Consider the following 23497-nt stretch of genomic DNA (forward strand, 5'->3'; position numbering starts at 1 on the left):
ACATTACGTTAGACGGAATTTACGCTGAGCTTAGTGCTTAAGGTTCTGTCTATGAATGAACCTATAGGGCTTTTAATAAAGGCTACACATACCAGGCTTAAACGATATTTATGGAATTAGAAACGATCTCTAGTTCCGAAAAGAAGTACATTTCTGGTTTAAAACAAAAATGGCTCCCAACTATACAATTAGTTGGGAGCCATTTTTTATTGAATCTAATCAGCAAAGCCACTGCTTACCGCGAATGCCGTTACTCAGGTGCTTGTTCAGCGGCTTGCTGCAATGTGTAAGCCGTCGATGGGTCAATCTCATTAACCAACTTCTCAACCTGCATGATCGCATCAACCGAGGTACTGCTTTTACGGTAGCTCAGATAAATTGGGAGATACCAGTCTTCAACCCCTTTCACCTTGTGCAGCTGACCCGAATCGATAAAAGGTTCGACTAGAGACACCGGAAGATACGCACTGCCGCCTTTCTCTAAAATGAAATCGAGGGCGATACGGGCTGTAGAGGTACGTAGGTACGGTGCTGGCACTTTAGGGTGACGTTCTGCGTGTTCAGAACCAAAGCGCGTTCCCCAATCCACATAAACATACTTATGTTGAAATACAGATTCCAGATCATCTTGCTGCGTTGATACCAACACCAAAACCAAGTCAGCGACTTTTTTACAGTTCAGCTCTTCTGCTTTGATCTGATCGAACGCGAAAGCCATATCTAAGGTTCGTTCTAACAAATTACGGTTCAGTTGCTCGCGCCCCATCACCTCTGCCATAAAGCCGTAACCACCAAAAGAGTCGGTTACCACACTTAAACAGTTTTGCAGATACGCATCCCAAATATTCGGCGTGCCGCCCAGCGTTAACTGCAAGGCTTTACCACTCTCTAACGACAGCTCAAATTTGGCTTGTTGTAGGGTGGACACCATCACTTCGGCATAACCAATCAAACGTTCACCGGAAGATGTGAGTTTGATGTTATTGCGGTCACGAATGAAGAGCTGAGTATCAAAATAGCCTTCAAGCTGTTTGATCCGCGCACTCACCGCCGCTTGTGTTAAATACAAGTTTTCAGCTGCACGCCCAAAATGGCGCACCCTTGCAACCTCAAGAAAGGTTCTAAATACTTTCACATCCATCAAATACATCTCTGTAATAAATCTGCTAACTAGCCGGTCTAGGATTGTTTATCGTAAAGGCAAAAACATTTTGTTTCCTATTTTAGCCTTTTAACAATATTTTCGCGTGAGCAATAAACACTAATTTCTATCTAACCACATTACTGAGGCTGATATGTCTGAGACCGAATTCCGACACGGAAAAAAACGTTTTTATGACACCATTAAATTCCCGAGAGGGTTCGCTAAGTCGGGTGATTTTACTCTTTCAGAAGAGGAAATCCTAACCTTGTTTGGTGACACTATGCTTGCACTTGAAACTGGTGAACTAGCACCAATCAATGCAGAAGAAAAACACTTCATTAAAGTGTTGTCTCACCCTCATAAGGCAAAGTCCAAGTTAGAGCGTGTTTGGTTGAAGTACATTCAACTGGCTCGTGGACGCCGTCGCTTTCACACCCTAAACGGCTGCAAACGCGGCGACGTATCTAGGGAAGAATACGAAAGTGAGTTAGTGTTAGAAGATTAGTAAAATCGCTCAAAGTGATACCTCATCACTTTGGGCTTTTTTTTGCCTTCAAACACACATCTTCTTTGTAATTGGTAAGTTTAGCCAACCTATCCATTTTTACCAATATTTATATACAATTCATAGCGATAGCGTGACTAAAACACAGCTCTCGTTCAATCTTATGGGTATTCATCCCACTGAGATTCATCGTTCTTCATCCTGCCCCTGTCTTTTATCACGATAGCGCTCCATTGCCATCATTATTTTTCTAGTTTCAACTATACGCTCAACGCTTGTTTATACTCGAAACACGTTAATGCACCAAAATTCGTCAATGGTTCGAGCGATGCCATTATTGCAATAATCGTATCAAGGCATAGAAACACACCAACCCTTTCAGGTGCTGAATTAGATCAACATTGCTGTATATGACAAACGTATTAATCTTGTTTAACGCCACCAAATATCCATACAATAATTGTGCAATTTTGAGAGTTCCAGTCACAGTTACGACGAAAAAAGCAAAAACTTGACCTAAAACAATAGCGGAACTGGATAACTTATTTTATAATGCGAATTAATGTTTCAGAACACTATAAAATTTTATTTCTAGGGGCAAAATCAATGAGACTTATTCCATTAAGCAACAAAGCTAAAGTAGGTAAATGGGCTGCTCGTCATATCGCAGATTCAATCAACAAGTTCGCTCCAACGGCTGAGCGTCCATTTGTACTAGGTCTTCCTACTGGTAGCACACCTCTAACTACTTACGCTGAGCTAATTGAACTTTACAAAGCTGGCGAAGTTAGCTTCAAGCACGTTGTAACATTCAACATGGATGAGTACGTTGGCATCGACCCTAACCACCCAGAGTCTTACCGCACATTCATGCACGAGAACTTCTTCAACCACGTTGATATCCAAGCAGAAAACATCAACCTGCTAGACGGCAAAGCTGAAGATATCGATGCTCACTGTGCAGCATACGAAGAGAAAATCCGTTCATACGGCAAAATCAACCTGTTCATGGGCGGCGTAGGCATCGACGGTCACATCGCATTCAACGAACCAGGTTCTTCTCTATCTTCACGCACTCGTATCAAAACGTTGACTGAAGACACTCGTATCGCGAACTCTCGTTTCTTCGATGGCGACATCAACCAAGTTCCTAAATACGCACTAACTATCGGTGTTGCGACTCTTCTAGATGCAGAAGAAGTGATGATCCTTTCTCTAGGCCACAACAAAGCTCAAGCGCTTCAAATGGCTATCGAAGGTTCTGTAAACCACATGTGGACTGTTACAGCTCTACAGATGCACCGTAAAGCTATCATCGTTGCTGATGAGCCAGCTCAACAAGAGCTAAAAGTTAAGACTCTACGCTACTTCCAAGAGCTAGAAGCTGAGAACATCCAAGACCTATAATTCCTATAGTCTTGAATAGCAGGGCGTTTTTATAAAGAGAGCGTCTTGAATAGAAAAAGCCACTGAATGTGGCTTTTTTTGTGCCTGCTGCTTTTGTATTTAATGGGAAGATATTTCGGATATTTTTTAGAAGCACAAAAACAACAAAGCGATTTCTCCAACGAGAGAAACCGCCATCATTTTAATCTTTGTATTGAAACGAACGAACAGCTACAAGTTATGTAGGATGTGAAACAAGATAAGCAGAGCTGCAAACTAGAGCTAAGAGCTCAGCGCGTTATCTCGGCATAGGGTAGTGATAATGTCAGTGATAGCTAATACGATCGTCGACTTCACCTTTTGATTATGTCGCCCCAAGAACATTTCAAGCATTGGGCCAGACATCGTTTCCACCATCTCCGCGTCATATTCGATAGGCATAATACGCTGAATCGCGTGCACCTTGTTGAGCTCAAATATCACATCAACTTCTGTAAAGCTGGTGTCTTCACCCTGTATTTTCGCCCACTCTTTCAAGGTAACGAAAACCTCTAGATCGTCGTAGAGTTCTTTACTGATCACGCCAAGTCCGAGTAGCAACTTAGCACGAATCATGATCTCGCCTAACGGCCCACCACTGTTGAGAAGTGGCTCGACAACGAACTTAATTGCAGTGTCGTCTTTCTTAAAGATGTTTTTTAATACGGCATCTACCGTGTCGTCCAATGCATCATAAGCAGCCATTAGGCAGGCGCTAGCACTCTCAGCTTCCGAAAGGGCTTCGAGTAATTCAGTTTCATGGCTTGTTTGTATTGGCATAACGGCTCGACAATAAGAAAGTGCCACTGGTGTGGCACTTTGATGGTTTATCATTTCAATGCTAGATAAGCTTCTTCCGCTAGTTTAACAACTTCTGAGTCACTATTCAGCTCAGAATAATGCGCTAATGTCTCAGCAAAGCCTTTTTCTGCGAACATTGCTTGAAGTTCAACCGCTTGTGGGTCGTCTTCGTTCTTGTAATGGAACGCAGCAGCGATTGCTTTTACTAGGTGAGCATTCGGTAGGCCGTACTCTAATGTACCGTTTAGAGGCTTAACTAGGCGGTCTTGCGGGCTCAGTTTACGAATTGGCTGACGACCAACGCGGTCTACTTCATCACGTAGGAACGGGTTAGCAAAACGACCTAGAATCTTTTGGATGTAGGCAGCGTGTGCTTCTGGATCAAAGCCGTAACGCTTAATCAGAACCGCACCACTCTCTTCCATCGTCGCTGTTACTTCAGCGCGGATTACGTCATCTTCGATAGAGTCTTTAATAGTCTCATGACCTGCAAGCACACCAAAGTATGCCGTTACCAAGTGACCTGTGTTTAGCGTGAACAGTTTACGCTCTACGAAAGCCATTAGGTTATCAGTGCATTCCATTCCTGGGATGTTTGGAATCTCACCTTTGAATTGTGTTTGATCTACGATCCACTCGCTGAACGTTTCAACCGTTACCGCTAGAGGATCTGTTTCGCCCGCTTCTGCCGGTGGAACAATACGGTCAACCGCAGAATCAACAAAGCCAATGTGCTCTTCAGTGAACGCTTTCATTTCATCAGAAAGGTGCTCTAACACGGCTGCTTTTAATTGGCTAGTACCGCGAACCATGTTCTCTGCCGCGATGATGTTCATTGGTGCAGTGTTGTTTGCTGCTGCACGCTTTTCAATGCCTTGAGCGATAGACTTAGAGATGATTTTAAGAACCGTAGGGCCCACTGCAGTCGTCACAAGATCAGACTCAGCAATGCAATCTACTACTGCGCTTGTCGCTGAGTTTACTGCTGTCACGTTCTTAACAACTTCGACAACACACTCTTCGCCAACAATCTTAACTGGGTATTCTTGGCGTTCAATTAACGCATTTACAACCGTTTCATTTACGTCAGCAAACGTAACCTTCATACCAGCATCAGAAAGAAGCTTACCAATGAAACCACGACCGATATTACCTGCACCAAAATGTAACGCTTTCATAATTTTGACCTTATAAATATTTGAATCTAGATAGCTAACTGCTCAACAACATGCCTTGACGATGTGCCCTAGGCATTAAGCTGTAAGCTATTCAGACTGAATCTTGTTAGAAAGATTAAGACCGAAAATGAGGCCAGTAGGGGGATACCGGCCTCCTTCACTCAGGAGCTTGACTAGAGCTTTTTAGTTTCCGTTGAGAATACGTAGAACATCAGCAGGGTTTGTTGTGTTCTGTAGGCATTCCACAGCTTCTTCATCATCGAGTGAATTGGTAATAGCCATCAGCACCATGTTGTGCTCATCGCCTTGTGCGGCAATACCGATAACCATCTTCGCGATATCATCTTCATCTTCGCCCCACTGAATACCTTCAGGGTACTGACAGAAAACGATGCCGGTTTTTTGTACGTACTGTTTCGCTTCGATTGTGCCGTGTGGTACTGCGATAGACTCACCTAGGTAAGTAGACACAAGCTCTTCACGAGCAAACATGCCATCTACGTATTCTGGTGATACGTTGCCAAGTTTTACTAATTGTTCGCCAGCAAACTTGATTGCGTCTTCTTTTTGAGTCGCTTTAAGGCCAAGGAAGATGCTGTCGTCAGTGAGTGCAAGCTTGTTGCCTTCTTGCGCTGGAGCTGCTGCAGGAGCCGGAGCTTCTACTTTCGCTTCACCACTTTGAGCATCGACAAGCTCGGCAACTAGTTGGTCGTATACGCCGCCGTCTAGGAAGTTGCTTAGAGACATATGCATCGCACCTGGCACAGTGCTACGAGCACGGTCTGTTAGGTCTTTATGCGTAATAACGATTTGCGAATCAGCCGGTAGGTTGTTGATTGCGTAGTTGGTTACTTCAATGTCTAGGCCAGCTGTTGCTACTTTCTTACGTAGTAGACCTGCACCCATTGCACTTGAACCCATACCCGCATCACACGCTACATAAACTGCTTTTACATCCGCTAGGTTTACGTTTGCTTCTGCTGCTGCACCTTTAGAAGACGCTTTCATGTCTTTCATTTGTGCAGAAGCTTTTTCTAGAGAGTCTTCGTCGTCATCTTGAGCTGAAGTTTTAAGCAGAATTGAAGCCACTAAGAAAGATACTGCTGTTGCTGCGATAACTGACAATACAACACCGATGTAAGAGCCTTTTGGCGTCATCAGTAAGATTGCGAAGATAGAGCCTGGTGATGCTGGAGAGATAAGGCCAGAATCGAACATTACGTTAGTGAATACACCCGCCATACCACCTGCGATTACCGCAAGAATTAGACGTGGGTTCATTAGAACGTAAGGGAAGTAAATTTCGTGGATACCACCTAGGAAGTGGATGATAGATGCACCAGCAGCAGATTGCTTCGCGCTACCTTTACCAAACACCATGTAAGCAAGTAGAAGACCAAAACCAGGACCTGGGTTTGCTTCGATTAGGAAGAAGATAGAGCGACCCATCTCTTCAGATTGCTGGATACCTAGTGGAGAGAAGATACCGTGGTTGATTGCGTTATTTAGGAATAGAATTTTCGCAGGTTCAACAAAAATAGATGCTAGAGGTAGTGCACCCGCTTCTACCATTGCGTTTACGCCAGCCGCAAGTCCGCCAGACAGAATCTTAACCGCAGGACCAATCACGATGAACGCGATGATCGCACAGATCATGCCGATGATACCCGCAGAGAAGTTGTTCACTAGCATTTCGAAACCACTCTTCACTTTACCGTGAACAGCTTCATCGAATTTCTTAATTGCGATACCACCTAGTGGACCTACAATCATTGCACCCATGAACATTGGGATATCAGTACCAACGATAACACCCATTGTCGTGATGGCACCTACTACCGCACCGCGGTCACCACCAACCATTTTACCACCGGTGTAACCAATCAATAGTGGCAGTAGGTATGTAATCATAGGGCCAACCATTGATGCTAACGTTTCGTTAGGCCACCAACCGGTTGGGATGAATAGTGCAGTAATGAAACCCCACGCAATAAATGCGCCGATGTTTGGCATTACCATATTGGATAAGAAACGACCAAAGTTTTGAACCTTAATCTTTGCTTCTGGTGATAACATAGGTAGAACCCCGTAATGTATTGGTTGGTCAAATGACCGAAAGTGTGTACTCAAAAGTCGATTAAAATGTATCACAACATTTCCAAAATGCACCTTAGCCCAACTTTCGTGATAGCCATCACACACGAAAAACATTTTCGGGTTAACAAGCACACCTTAGATCACAAAAACACCATGAATTTAAATTACAAAGCCAAATTAATGAGAATAGATATCATCAACACACGATCTAGATCACATTTTATTTTGTAATACTTAAAAATAAATAGTGATTAAAGTCACATTTAATAAAATATAGCATCTAAAATCTATATAAACCGTCTAAAAGAACATCGTGTCACGTATATAAAATATGCACCCAGATGAGCAAAATCGCGATACATGTAATTTAATTACAGGTTGAGCTACATTTTGCTAAACATACAAAACGAGACCTAACGCTCTACTAAAAACATAGACCACTGAACTGCAGTTAGCATTGATAGATGTGATATGGTATTTACCAACGCTATCGCATCATATATATATCCAACACCCATCAGCTGATCACTCCGCTATTTGAGAAAAGACTATGTCAGACAAAATTTCCACATCCGCACTCGCTAAACAAAAAGGCATAGAAGCTAAAGCTTTATTTAGCGATCTAAAAACAGCGGGCTATATAGTGCGTTCACAAGAGCGTTGGATTCTCACAGAACGGGGAGAAAGCTTTGGTGGGGAATATGTCGAACACAAGAAGTTTGGTGTCTTTATTGTCTGGCCAGAGAAACTGCTTATCGATTTGGACTCATTCTCAGGAAAAACACTCACCGCCACCCAGCTTGGCAGTGCCTTTCAACTCAGCGCAAAGAAAATCAACTTACTGCTCAACGAGCTTGGTTGGATAACAAAAGAAGAAGACGGTTGGCATGTCACCTCTACAGGCTTAAAAGCCGGAGGTGAACAAAGAGAAGACAAAGCGACTCAAAACTTATTCGTGGTATGGCACGACTCATTGGTTCGCAATAAACGTTTAAAGCAGTCTGTTGTTGAATTCCTAGGGCATGATGCTGAAAGCCACTCGACCGATGTGTCATTCTCCAGTTTTCGTCAGAAATTTGAGGCGAAGCACCGAAGCTTAGACGGGCATTATGTTCGATCAAAGGGAGAGCTGATCATTGATAACTGGCTTTATATGGCAGGAGTGGTCCATGCGTACGAGCGTCCGCTTCCGATATCAAAAGAAGTGATCAGCGATTTTTATCTACCAAGTGGCAAAGTATACATCCAGTTCTGGGGAACTGATTCTGCGCCAATCGCCGAAAATAAACGTGAAGCTACGAGAAAAATCTATGAAGAGCATGGTTTTGGTTTAATCGAAATCACGCCAGAAGATATCCCCAACCTAGACAGCGTACTTCCGCCATTATTGCGCCAATATGGTATCAAAGCGTACTAAGCTACTGAATCTAGAGATTCCACCTCCATTAAGATCACACTTATTGAATCATTATGGACATTATTAACCATAGTGATTTGATATGTTCGCTATTTTTCCCGAGTCATTCTTCTATTATCTTACACCCATCGACTTGAGCTACCGCAGATACTCGATTTATTGGGGCATGTTCGATAACTATTTAGACGTTCAATCTATTGAGATTCGTTTAAATTGGTTATCCGTTTATTGTTGACGTAACTGAACATAAAACCCTACAACATTTATTATTGATAGATATTAGGATTCAACATGACTCATCCAATCATTACTGATCTAAACACTCGTTACACAGCTAAAAAATACGATGCAGAAAAACGCATCTCTGCGGAAGACATGGAAGTAATCAAAGAAGCACTTCGCTTGTCAGCTTCTTCTATCAACTCTCAGCCTTGGAAATTCATCATCATTGAGAGTGACGCAGCAAAACAACGCTTCCACAATACTTTCGAAAACATGTTCCAGTTTAACCAACCACATGCGAAAGAAGCGTCACACACGATCCTGTTTGCTCACGATCCTAAGTACACTAAAGAGAAATTCGCGAAGCGTGCTGATACAGAAGTAAGCTCTGGTCACTTACCAGCTGAAATGTACGAGCAATTCTTAGGTGCTTACGCATTCGCAGAAATGAACACAGACGAAACAGGTTTCAACGGTAACTGGACTAAGTCTCAAGTTTACATCGCACTAGGTAACACACTGCACACACTAGCTCGTCTAGGTATCGCTTCAACACCTATGGAAGGTGTAGATGCAGCTATGATCAGCGAAGAGTTTGCTGACGAACTAGAAGGTCACGTTGTTGATGTAGCGCTAGCTATCGGCTACCACAAAGACGGCGAAGACTACAACTACGGCAAACCAAAAGCGCGCCTAGCTCTTGATGAAGTCGTTACAACACTTTAGGGCGTGTTGACCTTTCGTGGTTAAATTTTGTTCGGATGGGGACGCCTAGTCAAAAGCGTTTTAATCGCGGTGAGGGAGAAGTAGCCTAGTCATTCTAAGCAAACCTCCCTCAACAAAGAGTAAAACGCTTTTTGCGGGGGCGCCCAGCTCGAACCCTTCGGGCAGCGTTTGCTGGTCATTTCTACTGCGTTATCGGCTTCTCATGTAGGCTAGCTACACATCGATGCCTCTGCCTTGTATAAATACCCAGCAACTCACTGCAAAAATCAGCTCGAAAGATCAACACGCCCTAGTTATTGATGTGACAGAGCCCTAACCGCAGGGGTATCAGGCAAGAAAACCTCGATAAACAAGAACAAAAAAAGCCAGTCAACAGACTGGCTTTCTTGTATTCATCTTAGTGCGATAAGCACATTGCGTTTAAGTAAAGGCGAACATTAACCGATAAACGAGATGTAACCCTGAAGGATAATCAGGTTAACGATATCGATAAAGAAGGCACCAACAATTGGCACCACCATGAACGCCTGTGGTGAAGGACCAAAACGGTTCACCAAAGAGCCCATGTTCATTACCGCTGTTGGTGTTGCACCTAGGCCGAAACCACAGTGACCACCTGCCATAACCGCTGCGTCGTAGTTAGAACCCATTACTTTGAACGTCACAAAGTAAGAGAAGATACCTAACACAACCGCCTGAACCGCCAGGATAACCAAGAACGGAATCGCAAGGTCAAATATGTTCCAAAGCTTAAGGCTCATTAGCGCCATTGCTAGGAACAGTGACAATGACACCGTACCAAGAATATCGACCGTTTCGCTGTCAGTCTTATGCAGCTTAGTCACTTCAAACACGTTAGTGATGAACACACCGATAAACAACGCGTAAACGAAGTCAGGAATCATCAACCAAGAAATTTCAAAAGTCGCCACCCACTGCTCTAGGTACTTCGCACCCGTGATACAGATAAGAAGGATGAACAACACTTCAATCACCTTCTTCGCCGTCACTTTGTCTTCTTCATACTCGTTGTAAGTAACAAGTTCAGGGAAGCGTTCATGTGTTTGCGTGCCAGTGCCGTACTCAGATTCAAGCTGGTTTTTATCAATCAGCTTTTGCGCCACTGGGCTACCGATAATACCACCGATGATCAAACCAAAGGTCGCTGAAGCCATCGCGATTTCTAGCGTATTTGCAATGCCAAACGTGTCTGCAAGAGTTTGAGACCAAGCCGCGCCTGTGCCGTGACCGCCCGAAAGGGTGATAGAGCCAGCAATCAAACCCATCAAGGGTTCAAGGCCTAGTGCCGTAGCTAAGGTTACGCCTACACCGTTTTGGATAATGATGTAAACCGACGCTACCCCTAAGAATAGGAATACCTTAGCACCACCTTTTATCAGCTGCGTGTAGTTCGCCGCAAGACCGACCGTTGCAAAGAACATCAACATAAACGTGTTCTGCAGGGGCAAGGAAAACTCAAGATCAAGGCCGTTAAAGTGCAGGGCTGTAATAGCAAAAGCGACAATCAAGCCGCCGACAATGGGCTCTGGAATGTTGTACTTTTTGAGAATCGGAAGCTTTGCATTGACGAAATGACCTAGAAACAAAACACTAATCGCGATTAGGAAGGATTCTAGTGGTCCAATTGAAATTAATTGATTCATATAACCTCTATTTTTTTACGTTCTCATCTTCCCTAATGAGTCTAGTTTTATCTGTAATTATTTGTGCTGCTCTACCTATATTTATACAAACTGGAGAGAAAGTGTGGATTCGAAAAGCGAACACATTACTGCGATCGCTTAGTACCATGTTAGTAGCACGTTAACTTTTATAGGAGATAAAAGGATTTGTGACAACAATCACCTCCTAAAAGTTGAAAACGGCGTGAGTATCTATGCCGCTGACTCTGCTTTCTTAATACCTAAAAAAGCAAAAAGGAGCTATTTCTAGCTCCTCTTTCATCACCATCGCTGGTAATTAGAATTTTTTCGGTGCGTAACCAGTCATAACCTCAATGCGAAGTTCTTTACCGATCTTCGTCATCGGGTGAACAATTACGAGTCCTTTAACAGACTTTTTAAGTTTACCCATATCCGCTTGCTCAGCCTTAGTGATCTCACGGCTAAATGGCATATCAACCAGAGACTTACGCTCTTGGTTCACATCATAGCTTTCTTTGTGTTTAAGCTGGGCAATTTTCTTAGTTAGCTTCTTAATCTCTTCCTCGAACTGACGAACAACAGGACGATCATTACGAGTTTTAGCAGCATCTAACTTGTGGCGACACTTGTCTAGACGGTTGTTAATTTGTTGAAGTTCGTTTTTAACACTCATAATAATTTCCTAAGATTAAACAAGCCAATTCGGATTGGGGCGCGGAGTATAGCACAAGGGTTGTGTTGAACCGAAATTTATCTGTTAATTACCAATAGAAACGAATCACATCGACACCGCTCATTCAGCTTGCTTATTCTTTGTGGCGAATCTCTAAGCGGATTATTCATTGATAGGATAGCGCCTACTTCAAAAATTGCAGTCCTCGATGCATCAAAATTCCGTCTAAACTTATACTCTAACGCAATAACTAAATCAGGGTACACAGCTTGGAGTTGTTACCCCCAGCACGACTCTGAATCGCAACGTAATCACAAGGATAGCCGATGACATTATTGAAACGAACATTGACCTGCAGCCTAGCCCTGAGTGCAATGTTTGCCACAACTTATACATCTAGTGAACAAGCCACCCAAAGTAACCTAATCGTCGAGTACTCTACACCGCAAAATACCGAAGAAGAGCAGCTCAAACGAGAGATTCAAAGCAGTGGCGTTAATGACACCGTGGTCGACCTATCAAACCAACTCTTCATGTTTGAGAAGCCATTAACCATTCAATATGGCGGGGAAGAAGGACCACTCTACGATCCACAAACCCATCAAGTACTGATCCCTTACAGTTTTTACGCTGAGTCACTCAATTACTTTGAGAAGAACCAATACGAAAAAGAGTATGGGAAATCTGCGCAAACCGGCGCTATTGATACCTTGCTGCACACCCTGCTACACGAGACTGGGCATGCGTATATCGAAGATCAGAACATTGCCATATTGGGTAAAGAAGAAGATGCGGTTGATAACCTAGCAACCGTGCTACTGCTTAACTACGTAGAGCATGGGGCCGACGCTGCTATCAGCGCTGCAGACATGTTCGCTTTCGAGTCAGAAGACCGCCCAGAGTATTACGACTTGGGGGAATACATCGACGAGCACAGTTTCGACCTGCAGCGTTACTTCTCCACGTTATGCTTGGTGTATGGCAGCGATCCCGATGCCTATAAGAACTTGCTCGATGAAGTGGAAAACGACTATTTGAAAGACAGAAAAGAGTTCTGCGTTGAGCACTTTGACGTGATCAATGAAAATTGGCATCAGTATTTAAAAAAGAGTGACGATGCTTAGATGCTTAAAGGTTAGTGTCGAGAACTAGGAAAACGGCTTTGGCATCAAATTCCAAAGCCGTCACTCGATAGATTGGCTTAAGTCTTACGTGTTAAGAGTTAAGAGTTAAGAGTTAAGAGTTAAGAGTTAAGAGTTAAGAGTTAAGAGCTTAAACCCTAGACGTTCACTTTGTACTTCAGATCTTGAGCTTCATCGCCGGTCATCCCTCGAAAACCCCAACAATGTGAAGGCTGCTCTTTAATGGTGATTTCAATATCAATCGGAGAGATAGAGAGCTGCTTTTCAATCTCAGAAAAGATCTTCTTGATTAGACGCTTTTTGGTGTTTACCGCTCGACCTTCCATCATATTTATCTCAATGACGGTATAGGCTTCTGTTCTTCCTTCCGGGTAAAAGAAGTCATCTCGTTCCAATGGCACAAACCGATGTGCTCGCTTGTCATCGGGTAAACCCATTTCACTGTTCAAGCACTGCTGCAACACATTAGAGAGCTGCAACTTAATTGGATTTAAGCACTCTTTGATACCATAAATAACAATCATGACCATTCCTTTGATGCGATGTTAGGTATAGAAGAACGTCAGATAGAAGCATCGTCTGGCAACTACCCATTCGCTTACTATTTGTTCATATATTACCTAATGACGCGTATGAGAAAAGGTAAAAACAATGAATTTATGAACAGGTGCAACAAAATATCTATCCCTTTGCGAACATAAGCCGAAGCGAATTGATCGAACACCACCCTCCCCGCGTATATCTTCTCGAATCACATCTGAACTAAGGAGTACTATGTGCCGAATTCACCTAGGAAGACCACGCGGACAGACGCCGAACCAGAAACACCCGTAGAGTCTTCTCTGGAGCTCGCTGTGTTTCCCCTCCCCATCTTCCTTTTACCGGGAGGCAGACAAAGACTGCGCATTTTTGAGCCAAAGTATCTCGCGATGGTCGCTCACGCAGCGCAGGGCGATGGTTTCATTATCGCCACTCAAGACAAATCTAACTCTGATCATCTCAGCTCTTGGGGAACAAAGGTGACCATCGTCGACTTCAATATGTCGGACGACCAGATATTAGAAATTGATGTCGAAGGCGAAAAGTTGGTGCAATTGCATGGGTCGTTTCGAGACGATGATGACCTGATTAAAAGTAAGTTCAGCTTGTTGCCTCACTGGCCTACCGATGAATATAAAGTGCCTAACGTGTTTACCGCTTTTTTGGTTCAGTTGTTTCGCGACCACGATTCGATAAGAACACTCTATCCCACTCCTGATTTTGAGAGCCCACAATGGATCTGTGCGCGATTGCTCGAAATGATGCCTATCCCACTGGAAAAGAAAACAGAATTTACTGAGCCAGCCAGTTTTCCGTCTCTAGTTCCTTTTTTGAATCAAATCATTACGGGGCAATAAGCACTTTTCTTCACTATAATTTTGTATAGTAGAAATTAATTTAAATTAAAGTGATCCCGACTTTCTCCTTTCACGTAGTGCCCATCAAATTCGCATGATGGTTAGTTACTATGCAAGTGGAAAGCAGAAGTTCAGGGAACGGCAAGGAGCATGTCATTATTCCCGATAACAAAGTACCTACAGACAACAAAGTACCGACAGAGCTCTCGAGCTGGCTGGTGTTGGTTGGTACAGACCGAGACAAGCAGGCGTTCACCTGTTTGTTCAAGTTCTTCGCTCCTAAGATCAAGCGTTTTGGTATCAGTAAGTTGGGTGGCGAAGCTGCTGCAAACGAGCTAGTTCAAGACACGATGACTAATGTTTGGAAGAAAGCACATCTCTACAATGTAGATAAAGGCGCTGCGACCACTTGGGTCTACACGGTAATGCGTAATGCAGCATTCGACATGTTGCGCAAAGTGAAAGCGAAAGCCGAACAAACGATAGCCGACGATATCTGGCCAATCGATGCGATGGTAGCCGAGTCTCAAAGCGAAGATTTGCCATTCGGTGACCATTTGATGAGCCGACACGTAATGACTCAAATAGAAAAGTTGCCTCTCGCTCAGAAAACCATCGTCAAAGGCGTTTACTTTCAAGAGCTCTCTCAAGAGCAACTCGCTCAGCAACTTGGCGTCCCACTTGGAACAGTGAAATCACGTCTGAGACTCGCTTTAGCCAAATTAAAAGTTCACATGGGGGAACAAGACCATGATTAAACATCACCCAAACGCGGCAATCTTGAAAGACTTCGTCGATGGCACGTTGGCTGATTCAGTTTCTTTGATTGTTTCTAGCCATGTAGAGCTGTGTGAACACTGCCAACAACAAGTCAAGCAGCTTACAGCTGTAGCAGCGAATAATGCTTTTGACGCAGAGCCTGTATTCTCAAATGAAGATCTAGACAGCTTCTCAATGGACGACATGGACTTTGATTTTGACGCGATAGAGCAAATCACAGCTGATACTTCTCAGTCTGTTGAAGTGACTCCAGAGGTTCAGAAAGTAACTGTTGCTGACACGACATTCACAATCCCTCGCGCTCTAAACTCAGTAGCGAGAAAGGACTGGATGAACCTAGGCAAAATTTCACGAGCAAGACTCGATTTTGCTGACGAAGCACACCACACCAGCTTGTTGCACATCGACAAAGATGGACAAGTGCCTTGCCACACCCACAAAGGCTTCGAGATCACGCTTCTTCTAGAGGGCAGTTTCGAAGACGAAATGGGCGTTTACAACAAAGGTGACTTCATCTGGTTGGATGGCAATCACACTCATCAACCGGCAACAAAAGAAGGTTGTGTCTGTTTAACCGTTTCAAGTGATGCGCTTTACTTCACAAAAGGTGTGAGCCAACTATTCAATCCACTTGGAAAATATATCTATTAACCCAGTTGCAGGCTATATATATACAGGATGGCATAAAGCTATCCTGTATATCGTCAATACATCTGAATAAAAACAACTACGGTGTCAAAGTAAAAACACACCCAGCTCTGTAAATACGATTAGCAATGTTGAACTATAAGAAAAAGCTCAGAGTAAGAGCAAAGGAGTTGGCCAATGGAAAAGAAAATCAAAATCGGTATCAGTGCATGTGTTGCTGGACACAAAGTACGTTTCGACACAGGTCATAAACGCTCTCGTTTTTGTACAGACGACCTAGCAGACTACGTGGAATTGGAACCTGTTTGCCCAGAGATGGCTGTTGGTCTTCCAACCCCTCGTCCAACCATTCGTCAAACAAGAATGCTAGATGACATCATCCATGTTTCTCGCCCTGATGGCTCAGGTGATGTGACCAACGAACTGATCGAGTTCGGTCAAAACTACTCAAAGAAAAACCAACACATTGCTGGCTTTATTGTGTGTCAAAAAAGCCCAACCTGCGGCATGGAGCGCGTGAAGGTGTACCACCACCATGGTCGCGGCTCTGAATCGACAGGCATAGGCATGTTCACCCAACAAATTATGGACGGCAACCCGTTACTTCCCGTTGAAGAAAACGGCCGCCTTAACGATCCCATTTTGCGTGAAAACTTCATGACTCGAGTGTTCACTTACCAAAAATGGCTCGATCTTGTGGATGAAGGTGTGACCAAGCACAAACTGATTCAGTTCCACAGCGCCCACAAATATCTAGTCATGTGTCACCACGTTGAGGGTTACAAAAGCTTAGGCAAACTGCTAGCGGGTAATGATTTAGATATCGACGAACTAGCGGCTCAATACATCGAAGGCTTGATGACGGCGTTGTCTCATCACGCGAATCGAGGCAGTCACGCCAATACGCTGCATCATTTGCAGGGTTACTTTAAAAAACAACTGAGTAGCGCTCACAAGCAAGAGCTGACCAACCAGATCGCATCATTCAGAGAGGGCGTTGTTCCACTGCTAGTGCCACTGACACTGATCAATCACTACCTGATGGAATACCCGAACGAATACCTAGAATCACAGGTTTACCTAAACCCGCACCCTCAAGAACTTAAACTGAGATACGGATATTGAGCGACATACTATGGATACGACGAGACCTGCGGATTCACGATAACCCAGCGCTCGTCGCGGCAGTTGAAAACGGCGTAACGACCGCCGTTTTCATTTCAACGCCTCAAACGTGGCGGCAACACCATCTTGCGCCGATCAAAGCTGATTTCATCTATCGTCATCTAAAACAACTCGATTCCCAGCTCGCTGAATTCGGGATAACGTTGCTTCACCTGAAAGCTAGCGACTTTGACGACCAATCCAAACAGCTCATCGATTTGTGCCAGCAGCTTGATGCCAAGTGCGTCTACGCTAACTCTGAACCAGAGGTCGATGAACAAGCTCGCGATAAAAAGCTGATTTCAAGCGGCCTAAACCTGAAGATCAGCGATTGTGACGTTATGCTGCCACTCGGTAGCGTTCTCAACAAACAAGGCGAGATGTTCAAAGTCTTTACGCCCTTTAAGAACGCTTGGTTAAAAGAAGTTCAGGTGAAAGGCATCATCTGCAGTCCAGCTCCTGTCGAGTCAGCTGAACGTTCACAAACACAGCTTCCTGACGACTTACAAGCCTTAACCATCTCTGCTGACTATGATTTCGATTTTCCGCGTGTTGATTCGAGTCGCTGGCCATTAAGCCAAGATGTATTGGGCAATGTGATCCCCAATTTCTTAGGCAATAAAGTCAACGACTACGCACGTCTGAGAGATATTCCCTCAGTTAAAGGAACATCGGGGCTATCACCTTATTTAGCGATTGGCGCCGTGAGCCCACGTTGGTTAGCGATTCAATTGATTCAGCAGCAACCCGATCTGTTATTTGATACGCAATTACCGGCCTTTTGTTGGCTCAATGAATTGATTTGGCGAGATTTTTATAAGCATTTGATGTGCCACCACCCTAAACTGGTCAAAGGTGCTAACTTTCAGCAAAAATACAATGGTTTAGATTGGTATCACGATCATCCTAGCTTCAAAGCTTGGTGCGAAGGAAAAACAGGATATCCATTGGTTGATGCCGCAATGCGTCAACTGGTTGAAACGGGCTGGATGCACAACAGACTAAGAATGGTGGTGGCAAGCTTCCTAACCAAGCACCTGCTTATTGACTGGCGTTGGGGCGAGCGTTTCTTTATGTCGCACCTTATCGACGGAGACTTTAGCGCCAACAATGGTGGCTGGCAGTGGGCTTCAAGTACTGGCTGTGATGCTCAACCTTACTTCCGAATTTTCAATCCAATCACTCAGAGTGAAAAGTTTGATCCAAAAGGAATTTTTATTCGTAAGTACATACCAGAGCTGCAAAATATCCCAGATAAGCATGTACATTTCCCACATGACTTTATCGCTAAAAACGGAATAGACAGCGAATACTGGCAACCCATCGTTGAGCATAAAGAAGCACGATTGAGAGCCTTAGCCTTCTTCAAATAATTAGAGTGAATATTATGGATAACTCTCTATGGCTTGATAACTTTCTCAACATGTATCGAGAACTCGGAACCGACAATTTCGACGTGCTTAAGACGGTTTATCACCCTGATATTGAATTCCAAGATCCGCTGCATCATGTCAGCGGTATTTCGGCGCTTACGCACTACTTCGAGAACCTCTACACCCAAGTAACCAGCTGTTACTTTCATATCGAACACACTTTCGAAGCGAACGACGAAGCTTCCGTTTACTGGACGATGCAGTTTGCTCACAAGCAATTAAATGGGCAAAAGCCAATCGAAGTACAAGGACACAGCCATCTCAAGATGCTCGACGGTCAAGTGATTTACCACAGAGACTACCTCGACGTCGGTTCTATGTTGTATGAACACATTCCAGTACTGGGCTGCGCGATAAAATCCATCAAAAAGAGAGCGAGTCGATAATGCATATTATGATTACAGGCGCGACCTCAGGTATCGGCCAATCCCTAGCTAAAGATTACGCTCAGCAAGGGCATCAGGTGATTGCTTGTGGCCGCAATCCAGACAAACTGCAAGCCTTAGTTGATTCTCACGATACAGACATCGCGCATTCATCAATTACACCGCTCTGTTTCGATCTGACTGATTACCACAACTTTCCAGAACTCGACCAAGACAAGCCGCTCGACCTGCTGATTTTAAATGCAGGTGATTGTGAGTACATCGACGACCCAGTGAACTTTGATGCCGAGCTATTCGAGCGCGTCATCAACATAAACCTAATTTCAATTGGCTACGCCCTTAAAGCTTGGTTAAAAAACATCAAGCCCGGCGGCCGTTTGGTTTTAGTCAGCTCCAGCGCCAGCTTTTTACCTTTGCCAAGAGCCGAGGCTTATGGCGCTTCAAAGGCAGCTCTCACCTACTTAGGCAGAACACTTTCGGTTGATCTGGCAACGCACAACATTCATGTCTCAATTGTGCACCCTGGCTTTGTTGAAACGCCATTAACCGAGCGAAATACATTCTCTATGCCTATGATTATTAGTAGTGAGGCCGCAACTCAGCGAATCGTAAATGGTATCGCTCAAGGAAAGAGTGAAATTGATTTCCCAAGACGATTCATCATGTTGATGAAGCTACTAAGAATGCTTCCAACTCCAGTTTGGCAAAAACTCGCTTCAAGGATGGTATAACAATGAAGAAAATCGCCATTATTGGTTCAGGTATCTCTGGACTCACTTGCGCGCATATATTAGATAAGCACCACGACGTAACAGTATTCGAAAAGAATGATTACGTTGGGGGGCACACCGCGACCGTTGATATTGAACATCAAGGCTCGGCGTTTTCGATAGATACAGGTTTCATCGTATTCAACGATCGAACCTACCCGAATTTCAATCAGCTTCTAGAACAACTCGATGTCGAAAGGCAACCGACTGAGATGAGCTTCAGCGTCCACAACACGACGACCAAGTTTGAATACAACGGCCACAGCATTAATTCGTTATTCGCGCAGAGGAGCAACATCTTCAAACCTCAGTTCTGGTCTTTAGTGTCTGACATTCTCAAGTTCAACAAGCTGTGTAAGGCTCAGTTTGAAAGCAATGAATTCACACCAGACGTTACCCTTGGCAGTTTCCTACGAGATAATCAATTTTCCGACTTTTTCAGCCAGCACTACATCTTACCGATGGGCGCGGCGATTTGGTCGACAAGCTTGGAAGAAATGGAAGAGTTTGAGCTCAAGTTCTTCATTCAGTTTTTCTACAACCACGGATTGCTCGATATCGCGAACCGTCCTCAGTGGTATGTGATACCAAAGGGATCGCGTTCTTATGTTGAAATCATCCTTTCACGCCTAAGTAAGACTGTTGCACTGAATACATCGATTAAACAAGTGACTCGCCAAGAAACAGGCGTCACGATTGAATTTGAAGATGGCAGCGCACAAGGTTTCGACGAAGTAATCTTTGCTTGCCACTCAGACCAAGCCTTACGTTTGCTTGGTGATGCAACAGAACAAGAGCAACAGGTACTGGGCGAGATCCCATACAGCCGCAATGAAGTGGTTCTGCACACCGATACTCGCTTGTTACCAGACAGAAAACTGGCTTGGGCAAGCTGGAACTACATGTTGGATGGCGACAGTAAACGACCTGCCTGTGTCACGTACAACATGAACATTCTGCAAGGCATCGAAAGCCAAGACACCTTCTGTGTCACCTTGAATCAAAGCGAAGCCATCGACCCAGAAAAAATTATTCGCAGCTTTGTTTATCATCACCCGGTACTTAATTCGAACACGGTCGAAGCTCAGCACAAGCGTGAGCAAATCTGTGGCAAAAACCAGACGCACTTTGCTGGCGCTTATTGGTATAACGGCTTCCATGAAGACGGTGTCCACAGTGCACTCGATGTGACCAAACGCTTCGGTTTAGATTTGAGTACGAGTTCCGCGCTATGAACAGTCAAACCCTGACACCCGAGATGGGGATCGCATCCGAAAAGAGTGAAGAGCTCAGCGGTATCTATTGGGGTAACGTCAGACATCGCCGCTTTGGCGACATCACTCATGAGTTCAGCTATCAGCTGTATATGATGGGGTTAGATCTTGATGAGCTTCCCCAAACCACAGCGCGCAGTGCGCTGTTCGGAACTCGTTGGTACAACCCGATTCGCTTTGTCGAATCGGATTATCTAGCTGAAAAAAAAGAAAATGTCACCACGGATGAACCAAAATCACTTAAGCAACGTATAGCTTCCAAAGTGCAACAACTTGGTGGGGTTTGGTCTGATTCAAACCGTGTGACGATGCTGGCTCAGTGCCGCTGTTTAGGCATCTACTTCAGCCCAATCAACTGTTTCTTCTGTTATGACGAGACTGGAGATTGTAAGTACATGTTGGCTGAGGTGAGTAACACGCCTTGGCGAGAAAGACACTACTATCTCATCGACATGCACCAAGAATTGAAGGTAAAAAAAGAGTTTCACGTTTCGCCGTTCATGGATTTGAACATGACTTATTTTTGGAAGATTAAGCCACCAGCGAAACGCACGTTAGTTCACATCGAAAGCCGCCGAGACGACAAGCTTTTCGATGCGACACTGGCCCTGACGAAGCAGTCAGTAACCAAGACAAACATTAGACGAACGGTATTCAAGATTCCGGCGATGACGATAAAAGTCGTGATGGGAATTTATTATCAGGCTCTCAAATTATTCCTGAAAAAAGTACCGTTTGTGGCGCATCCAGACTCAACATCTTAAGCGCTTAAAACAGAAATCATTTCTAGCTTGGGTTCGCTCCAATCAAGGAGCTGAACTCAGCTTAGTTGGCACAAAATATTAGAATGAGTTATCAGCGAGGTTTACATGGAACAGCTTGCCAAACAAAACGACAATATTGAACAACAAGCTAAAGCCGTTGCTGTTTCAAGCAACTGTAAATATCGAGCTTTAATCTTCAAGGTGTTAGAAAGCCTGCAATTCGCAACGCTTGAAATCATTGAGCGCGACCAGCATTCAGTATTTGGTGATCGAGAAGCTGAATTGAAAGGTCGAATCGTGATTCATGATGCGACCTTTTTTAGAGATGTGGTCATCAACGGCAGTATCGGCGCATCTGAGGCCTACATTGATGGAAAATGGACAAGCCCAGATCTCACCAAAGTGATTCAAATCATGGCTCGAAATCAATCTCAACTCGACGAGCTTGACGATAAAACGCAATGGATTTCTCGCATCAAAAACCTATTGTTGCGTCGTAAGAATGCCAATACCGAGCAAGGCTCTAAACGTAATATTCTTGCTCACTACGATATTGGCAACGAACTGTATGAGCGCTTCCTAGACAGCTCGATGCAATACTCTTCCGCTATCTACAGCGAAGAAGCAGAAACCCTATCCAAAGCTCAGCAAAACAAAATGAAAACCATCTGTGAGCGATTAGAGTTGTCAGAGAACGATAACGTGGTCGAGATAGGCACGGGCTGGGGTGGCTTAGCGATATTCATGGCGCAACACTACGGATGCCATGTCACCACAACCACAATCTCAGATGCCCAACACGCGCTTGCAGAACAGAGAGTAAAAGCGCTTGGCTTAACCGACAAAATCACCCTGCTTAAAGAGGATTATCGTAACCTCACTGGTGAGTATGACAAGTTGGTCTCTATCGAGATGATTGAGGCGGTCGGCCATGAATATCTACAGACCTTCTTTGAGAAATGTTCTTCACTGTTGAAACCATCAGGCAAAATGCTGATTCAAGCAATCACCATTGCCGACAGTCGTTACGACAAATATCGCAAAGGCGTCGACTTTATTCAGAAGTACATCTTCCCTGGCGGCTGTCTCCCTTCGGTTTCAGTGATGACCCAACACCTTGCGACCAGTACAGACCTTGTTGTCCAAGAAATTGATGACATTGGCCTGCACTACGCTCGAACGCTTAATGATTGGAACATCGCCTTTGAAAACAGTTGGGAAGAGTTAGAGTCTCTCGGCTATTCAGAAGAGTTTAAGCGCTTGTGGATCTTCTACTTCTGCTACTGTGAAGGTGCATTCAAAGAGCGCGTGATCAGTACTCATCACTTAGTTGCTAGAAAACCTCGTTACTTTGGAGCAAAAGATGAAACGGTTTTGGATTATTAATCTCGTTCTGTTTCAAGCGACCTGGGTTTGCAGCGCGTTCTTTACCGCGCAAGCCCCGTTCGTGGCGCCACTGATTGTGGCCGTTCACTTCCTTCTCTCCCCTACTCGCAGTAGCGATCTGAAAATACTCATTTTATTACCATTGGGGCTATTGCTTGATAGCCTCTTACTCCACTTCGGCGTGTTTGCCGTCGACTCTGAAATTGCGAATCAATCGTGGTTCCCGGTGTGGCTTGTCTGCCTGTGGATCATGTTCTTAATCAGTTTTAACCACAGCCTAAATTGGCTTTTAAAATGCTCGAAAGTGATCTTGTTTGTCATAGGGTTCGTAGCAGGTACTAGTAGTTATTGGGGAGGCATCAAAGCAGGTGCTCTTCTTACTACTTGGCCAGATGCATCGGTAGTTGCTGCCCTTGCAATAAGTTGGGGGATTTTGTTGCCCTTACTGGTGGCCGCCTACTCCAACTTAATACAACCTAAAATGGCAATAACGAGGTGACT

23 protein-coding genes are annotated in these 23497 nt (G+C 44.3%); 16 read left to right on the top strand and 7 right to left on the bottom strand.

What is annotated here, in order from left to right; translation table 11 throughout:
* Positions 1 to 250 precede the first annotated feature (250 nt).
* On the bottom strand, positions 251 to 1141 hold the full coding sequence (locus ACED46_RS00835; protein ID WP_017061518.1) for a LysR family transcriptional regulator: 891 nt from the start codon (positions 1139 to 1141) through the stop codon (positions 251 to 253).
* Between the two features lie 154 nt (positions 1142 to 1295).
* On the opposite strand from ACED46_RS00835, the gene ACED46_RS00840 reads away from it, so the two are divergent.
* Both ACED46_RS00840 and nagB read left to right on the top strand, forming a co-directional pair.
* On the top strand, positions 1296 to 1649 hold the full coding sequence (locus ACED46_RS00840; RefSeq protein ID WP_017061517.1) for a DUF413 domain-containing protein: 354 nt from the start codon (positions 1296 to 1298) through the stop codon (positions 1647 to 1649).
* Positions 1650 to 2255: 606 nt separating this feature from the next.
* Positions 2256 to 3056 carry a glucosamine-6-phosphate deaminase gene (gene nagB / locus ACED46_RS00845; RefSeq protein WP_017057618.1) on the top strand — a complete coding sequence of 267 codons (801 nt, stop codon included), beginning with the start codon at positions 2256 to 2258 and terminating at the stop codon, positions 3054 to 3056.
* Between the two features lie 261 nt (positions 3057 to 3317).
* Here nagB and ACED46_RS00850 read toward each other — a convergent pair whose 3' ends face one another.
* The 3 genes from ACED46_RS00850 to ACED46_RS00860 form a co-directional block, all read right to left on the bottom strand.
* Positions 3318 to 3854, bottom strand: coding sequence for an MltR family transcriptional regulator (locus ACED46_RS00850; RefSeq protein ID WP_198592367.1), 537 nt, complete (start codon positions 3852 to 3854; stop codon positions 3318 to 3320).
* Positions 3855 to 3904: 50 nt separating this feature from the next.
* Complete coding sequence (locus ACED46_RS00855) at positions 3905 to 5053, bottom strand: mannitol-1-phosphate 5-dehydrogenase (RefSeq protein ID WP_371720736.1); 1149 nt, start codon at positions 5051 to 5053, stop codon at positions 3905 to 3907.
* Positions 5054 to 5236: 183 nt separating this feature from the next.
* On the bottom strand, positions 5237 to 7129 hold the full coding sequence (locus tag ACED46_RS00860) for a PTS mannitol transporter subunit IICBA (protein WP_017072359.1): 1893 nt from the start codon (positions 7127 to 7129) through the stop codon (positions 5237 to 5239).
* 571 nt (positions 7130 to 7700) lie between these two features.
* Between ACED46_RS00860 and ACED46_RS00865 the strand changes: the two genes are divergently transcribed.
* Positions 7701 to 8567, top strand: coding sequence for a hypothetical protein (locus tag ACED46_RS00865; protein WP_017070219.1), 867 nt, complete (start codon positions 7701 to 7703; stop codon positions 8565 to 8567).
* A 291-nt stretch (positions 8568 to 8858) separates the two neighbouring features.
* Entirely contained in the window at positions 8859 to 9515 is a 657-nt protein-coding gene (locus ACED46_RS00870; protein WP_017061511.1) for an NAD(P)H-dependent oxidoreductase, read from the top strand.
* 437 nt (positions 9516 to 9952) lie between these two features.
* Here ACED46_RS00870 and gltS read toward each other — a convergent pair whose 3' ends face one another.
* Together gltS and ACED46_RS00880 are read right to left on the bottom strand one after the other, a co-directional pair.
* Positions 9953 to 11179 carry a sodium/glutamate symporter gene (gene gltS / locus ACED46_RS00875; protein WP_371720737.1) on the bottom strand — a complete coding sequence of 409 codons (1227 nt, stop codon included), beginning with the start codon at positions 11177 to 11179 and terminating at the stop codon, positions 9953 to 9955.
* A gap of 316 nt (positions 11180 to 11495) precedes the next feature.
* Positions 11496 to 11852: a YibL family ribosome-associated protein gene (locus tag ACED46_RS00880; protein WP_017060971.1), complete on the bottom strand. Its 357-nt coding sequence runs from the start codon at positions 11850 to 11852 to the stop codon at positions 11496 to 11498.
* A gap of 326 nt (positions 11853 to 12178) precedes the next feature.
* Here ACED46_RS00880 and ACED46_RS00885 point away from each other — a divergent pair, with 326 nt between their 5' ends.
* Positions 12179 to 12976 carry a DUF4344 domain-containing metallopeptidase gene (locus ACED46_RS00885; protein WP_371720738.1) on the top strand — a complete coding sequence of 266 codons (798 nt, stop codon included), beginning with the start codon at positions 12179 to 12181 and terminating at the stop codon, positions 12974 to 12976.
* A gap of 155 nt (positions 12977 to 13131) precedes the next feature.
* Here ACED46_RS00885 and ACED46_RS00890 read toward each other — a convergent pair whose 3' ends face one another.
* Positions 13132 to 13518 carry a tautomerase family protein gene (locus tag ACED46_RS00890; protein WP_017060969.1) on the bottom strand — a complete coding sequence of 129 codons (387 nt, stop codon included), beginning with the start codon at positions 13516 to 13518 and terminating at the stop codon, positions 13132 to 13134.
* A gap of 252 nt (positions 13519 to 13770) precedes the next feature.
* Here ACED46_RS00890 and ACED46_RS00895 point away from each other — a divergent pair, with 252 nt between their 5' ends.
* The 11 genes from ACED46_RS00895 (at position 13771) to ACED46_RS00945 (ending at position 23495) form a co-directional block, all read left to right on the top strand.
* A complete protein-coding gene (locus ACED46_RS00895) occupies positions 13771 to 14391 on the top strand; it encodes an LON peptidase substrate-binding domain-containing protein (RefSeq protein WP_017065084.1) in 621 nt (206 codons plus the stop codon).
* 110 nt (positions 14392 to 14501) lie between these two features.
* Positions 14502 to 15149, top strand: coding sequence for a sigma-70 family RNA polymerase sigma factor (locus ACED46_RS00900; RefSeq protein ID WP_017060967.1), 648 nt, complete (start codon positions 14502 to 14504; stop codon positions 15147 to 15149).
* A complete protein-coding gene (locus ACED46_RS00905) occupies positions 15142 to 15822 on the top strand; it encodes a ChrR family anti-sigma-E factor (protein ID WP_017060966.1) in 681 nt (226 codons plus the stop codon). Before ACED46_RS00900 ends, ACED46_RS00905 begins: the two co-directional genes overlap by 8 nt.
* Before the next feature lie 174 nt (positions 15823 to 15996).
* Positions 15997 to 16944, top strand: coding sequence for a DUF523 and DUF1722 domain-containing protein (locus tag ACED46_RS00910; protein WP_017060965.1), 948 nt, complete (start codon positions 15997 to 15999; stop codon positions 16942 to 16944).
* On the top strand, positions 16941 to 18356 hold the full coding sequence (gene phrB / locus ACED46_RS00915) for a deoxyribodipyrimidine photo-lyase (RefSeq protein ID WP_371720739.1): 1416 nt from the start codon (positions 16941 to 16943) through the stop codon (positions 18354 to 18356). The genes ACED46_RS00910 and phrB overlap by 4 nt, the downstream gene beginning before the upstream one ends.
* Before the next feature lie 14 nt (positions 18357 to 18370).
* Entirely contained in the window at positions 18371 to 18802 is a 432-nt protein-coding gene (locus tag ACED46_RS00920) for a nuclear transport factor 2 family protein (RefSeq protein ID WP_050647550.1), read from the top strand.
* Positions 18802 to 19533 (top strand): SDR family NAD(P)-dependent oxidoreductase, encoded by a 732-nt coding sequence (locus ACED46_RS00925; protein ID WP_136974016.1) that lies wholly within the window; start codon positions 18802 to 18804, stop codon positions 19531 to 19533. The genes ACED46_RS00920 and ACED46_RS00925 overlap by 1 nt, the downstream gene beginning before the upstream one ends.
* A gap of 2 nt (positions 19534 to 19535) precedes the next feature.
* A complete protein-coding gene (locus ACED46_RS00930) occupies positions 19536 to 20807 on the top strand; it encodes an NAD(P)/FAD-dependent oxidoreductase (protein WP_102428126.1) in 1272 nt (423 codons plus the stop codon).
* Positions 20804 to 21610 (top strand): DUF1365 domain-containing protein, encoded by an 807-nt coding sequence (locus ACED46_RS00935; RefSeq protein ID WP_017061280.1) that lies wholly within the window; start codon positions 20804 to 20806, stop codon positions 21608 to 21610. The genes ACED46_RS00930 and ACED46_RS00935 overlap by 4 nt, the downstream gene beginning before the upstream one ends.
* A 105-nt stretch (positions 21611 to 21715) precedes the next feature.
* Entirely contained in the window at positions 21716 to 22996 is a 1281-nt protein-coding gene (locus tag ACED46_RS00940) for a class I SAM-dependent methyltransferase (protein ID WP_371720740.1), read from the top strand.
* Positions 22974 to 23495 (top strand): DUF2878 domain-containing protein, encoded by a 522-nt coding sequence (locus tag ACED46_RS00945; protein WP_371720741.1) that lies wholly within the window; start codon positions 22974 to 22976, stop codon positions 23493 to 23495. The genes ACED46_RS00940 and ACED46_RS00945 overlap by 23 nt, the downstream gene beginning before the upstream one ends.
* Positions 23496 to 23497 lie beyond the last annotated feature (2 nt).

This window comes from Vibrio sp. 1S139 (genome assembly GCF_041439475.1).
Classification (GTDB): domain Bacteria; phylum Pseudomonadota; class Gammaproteobacteria; order Enterobacterales; family Vibrionaceae; genus Vibrio; species Vibrio crassostreae_C.